4 protein-coding genes are annotated in these 3,230 nt (G+C 71.5%); 3 read left to right on the top strand and 1 reads right to left on the bottom strand.

Going from position 1 to position 3,230, the window contains the following annotated elements:
* Together AB0D48_RS37310 and AB0D48_RS37315 are read left to right on the top strand one after the other, a co-directional pair.
* Positions 1 to 95: adenosylhomocysteinase (locus tag AB0D48_RS37310; protein ID WP_362402195.1), on the top strand; the 95-nt coding region annotated here is incomplete at its 5' end.
* Between the two features lie 85 nt (positions 96 to 180).
* Positions 181 to 798, top strand: coding sequence for a hypothetical protein (locus AB0D48_RS37315; protein WP_362407791.1), 618 nt, complete (start codon positions 181 to 183; stop codon positions 796 to 798).
* A 21-nt stretch (positions 799 to 819) separates the two neighbouring features.
* Here AB0D48_RS37315 and AB0D48_RS37320 read toward each other — a convergent pair whose 3' ends face one another.
* Positions 820 to 1,740, bottom strand: coding sequence for an RDD family protein (locus AB0D48_RS37320; RefSeq protein WP_362407794.1), 921 nt, complete (start codon positions 1,738 to 1,740; stop codon positions 820 to 822).
* 111 nt (positions 1,741 to 1,851) lie between these two features.
* On the opposite strand from AB0D48_RS37320, the gene AB0D48_RS37325 reads away from it, so the two are divergent.
* Positions 1,852 to 2,859, top strand: coding sequence for a stage II sporulation protein M (locus AB0D48_RS37325; RefSeq protein ID WP_362407797.1), 1,008 nt, complete (start codon positions 1,852 to 1,854; stop codon positions 2,857 to 2,859).
* Positions 2,860 to 3,230: the final 371 nt, after the last annotated feature.

The following is a 3,230-nucleotide window of genomic DNA, read 5'->3' on the forward strand; positions in this document are numbered from 1 at the left end:
TCGGCGTCAGGCTGACCACGCTCCGCCCGGAGCAGGCCGACTACATCGGCGTCCCGGTCGAGGGCCCGTACAAGCCGGACCACTACCGCTACTGATCTCCCGCGGATCCGCAGCAACGCAGCACCTCAGGCAGGCCCCCGGCACCCACGCCGGGGGCCTGCCCCGTACCCAAGGATCGTCATGCCACGCGGCCGCTACTCCCTCCACGACCCGCACGACCACACCCCCCTCGGCGAGGAGCACTTCCACTGCGCCCCCGGCCCCTCCGGCTGGCGCTACGTCTCCCAGCTGACGGCCCCGAACGGCGACCACCGCGGCTCCGTCGACCTGGCCGTCGACGAACTGGGCCGCCCCATCCGTCTCGAGGTCAACGCCTCCAGCTGGCAGGTCCGCGGAGCCGCCATCGACGGCGTCACCTGGGTCCGTACCGACCCCACCGGAGCCGAGGCCACCGAGGGCAACGTCCACGCCCCCGGATTCACCGGCACCTCACCGGCCTTCCTCATCGCGACGGCCCGCCTGCTGCGCCTGACCCCGGGCGCCCCCGCCACCCGGGTCCGGCTGCTCGCCCTCACCGACCCGGTACTGGCCCCCCGTACGGTCGACCAGGCCTGGGCCCTGCTGCGCCGCGAGGAGCACCCCACCGACAGCGGCCCGCTGCTGGTGGACGAGTACCAGGTCAGCGCCCTGGACACCGGCGAGGTCCACACGATCCACATCGCGGGCGACGTGGTCCTGTCCGCGCCGGGCATCGAACTGGAGCACTTGGAGACCCCGCCCTCCACCTTCGAGGGGTAACCCTCAGGTCCCTCAAGTCCCTCAGGCCGGCGGCGCGAACCCGCCGGCGCGCGGCGGCCCCGAGGGCGCGGCAGGCGCGACCGGTCCGACGGGCGCGGGTGTGACGGGAGCGTGCGTGACGTACGGAGTCGGCACGGGGGCGGGCGCCGCAGCCGACACCGGGGCGGCCCCGGCCCCGGAACCATGCGCGGGAACGGGGGCGAAGGCCCGGGCGGCGTCCCGCGACTGCCGTTCGTGCACCACGGCCATCAGGAACGCGGCGGCCGGCACCCCCACCGGCGGCGGCGCCCCCGTACGGGACACCAGATCGTCCGCGAGCCGCGCCGCCATTGCGGCGCCCACCTGCGGATCCAGCTGGTTCATCCGCGTCAGGTACTGCCGTATCGCCAGCCACAGCCCGTCCGGCACCGCCGACAGGTCCAGCCCGGAGAAGCGGCCGGCCAGCCACGGCGGCGGCGGAGGCACCGGCATCACCCGCGCCCCCGGCACCCGCTCCCGGATCACCAGGGTTCCCGCGAAGACATCACCGAGCCGCCGCCCTCGCGCCGACACCAGCGAGGCGATGCACGCCACGGCCCCGAAGGTCATGATCAGCTCCACGACCCCCATGGACCCGCGCACCAGCGCGTGACGGAACCGGATCGGCCCGCCGTCGTCGCGTACCACCCGCAGCCCGCACGCGAGCTTGCCCAGCGACCGCCCGTGGCTGAGCGTCTCCACCGCGATCGGCACGCCGACCAGCAGCAGCACGAAACCCGCCACACCCACGGCCGCCTGCGCCGCGTCATCGAGGGAGGCGGTCGCGAAGGTCAGTCCGATCGAGAGGATCACGTACCCGACGATGTACACGACCAGGTCGAGGACGATCGCCAGCGCCCGGCTCGGGACCCTCGCCGGCCTCAACCCCAGGACGACCGCGTCCCCCGTCACCAGATCGCTCACCACAGCACCTTTCACCTGACCTGCCCCGCCCCGACGTCATTCAGTCTGCCAAGCTGACCACACGAGGAATAGGCCGAAGCAGGGGCACTGGGGCAGGGGAGCGGCAACCGGATGGATCTCGACGTCTTCGTGACGGCACACCGCGCGGAATGGGACCGCCTGGAGCAGCTCCTGGGCCGCGGCCGCAAGCTGACCGGCGCCGAGGCCGACGAGCTCGTCGCCCTCTACCAGCGCACCTCCACCCACCTCTCCCTGGTGCAGTCCAGTGCCCCCGACCCCATGCTCACCGGGCGGCTGACGCAGCTGGTCGCGCGGGCCCGGGCCACGGTGACGGGCACCCGTCGCGCCGGCTGGCGCGACGCGGTCCTCTTCTTCACCGTGGGCTTCCCGGCCGCGGTCTACCGCAGCCGGCGCTGGTGGATACCGACCGCGTTGCTCTCCACGGCGATCGGCGTACTCATCGGCTGGTGGATCGCCACGCACCCCGAGGTCCAGGGCGCCATCGCGGCCCCCGAGGACCTCAAGGCCCTCACGAAGCCGGGCGGCGAGTACGAGACGTACTACTCCAGCCACCCCGCGAGCTCCTTCGCCGCCCAGGTCTGGACGAACAACGCCCAAGCGGCCGCGGTCTGCCTGGTGCTGGGCGCGTTCCTGGGGATCCCGGTGCTCTGGATCCTCTTCCTCAACATGCTCAACCTCGGCGTCGGGATCGGCCTCATGGCCTCCGCCGGCCGGCTCGACGTCTTCCTCGGCCTGATCCTCCCGCACGGCCTGCTCGAACTGACGGCGGTCTTCGTCGCCGCGGGCACGGGCCTGCGCCTGGGCTGGACGGTCATCGACCCGGGCCCCCGCACCCGCCGCGCCGCACTCGCCGAACAGGGCCGGGCGGCCCTCGGCATGGCCATCGGCCTCGCGGTGGTCCTCTTCGTCGCGGGCCTGATCGAAGGCTTCGTGACCCCGTCGGGCCTTCCCACCTGGGCCCGCATCACCATCGGCGTCGTCGCCGAAGCCGCCTTCCTGCTCTACGTCTACGTCCTGGGCGGCAGGGCCTCCCGCGCCGGCGAGATGGGCGACGTGGAGGCCGCCGACCGCACCGCGGTGCTGCCCACCGCGGCCTGATGTGCGTACGGGCCTGCTGAGCTGCTAGTCTCTCGTCGTCCCGGAAGGGCTGTTGACACAGCCGGATCGGGGAGGTAGATTCGAACGGTTGCCTCGGACTGGACAAGTTCGATGGCGAGGGTATACAATTAGCCTCATCCACCAGGAATTGAATTCTCAGTGGATACAGCCGTCTCTTCATTCAGGAATCCGAAGCCGGGAAATCCGGTGGAGAACTTCTGATAGAGTCGGAACCGCCGGAAAGGGAAAGCGCGAAAGCGCAGGACCTGGAAAGCGCCGAGGAAATCGGGCCCGAAAGAGTCTGATAGAGTCGGAAACGCAAGAACACAGAACGAAAGCCCGGAGGAAAGCCCGAGAGGGTGAGTACAAAG

The organism is Streptomyces sp. NPDC048269 (genome assembly GCF_040652395.1).
In the GTDB taxonomy this organism is placed as follows: domain Bacteria; phylum Actinomycetota; class Actinomycetes; order Streptomycetales; family Streptomycetaceae; genus Streptomyces.

What these genes read in the sequence shown, in the direction of transcription:
- AB0D48_RS37325 (WP_362407797.1), top strand. Translation starts at nt 1,852, where the DNA reads ATGGATCTCGACGTCTTCGTGACGGCACACCGCGCGGAATGGGACCGC.
- AB0D48_RS37315 (WP_362407791.1), top strand. Translation starts at nt 181, where the DNA reads ATGCCACGCGGCCGCTACTCCCTCCACGACCCGCACGACCACACCCCC.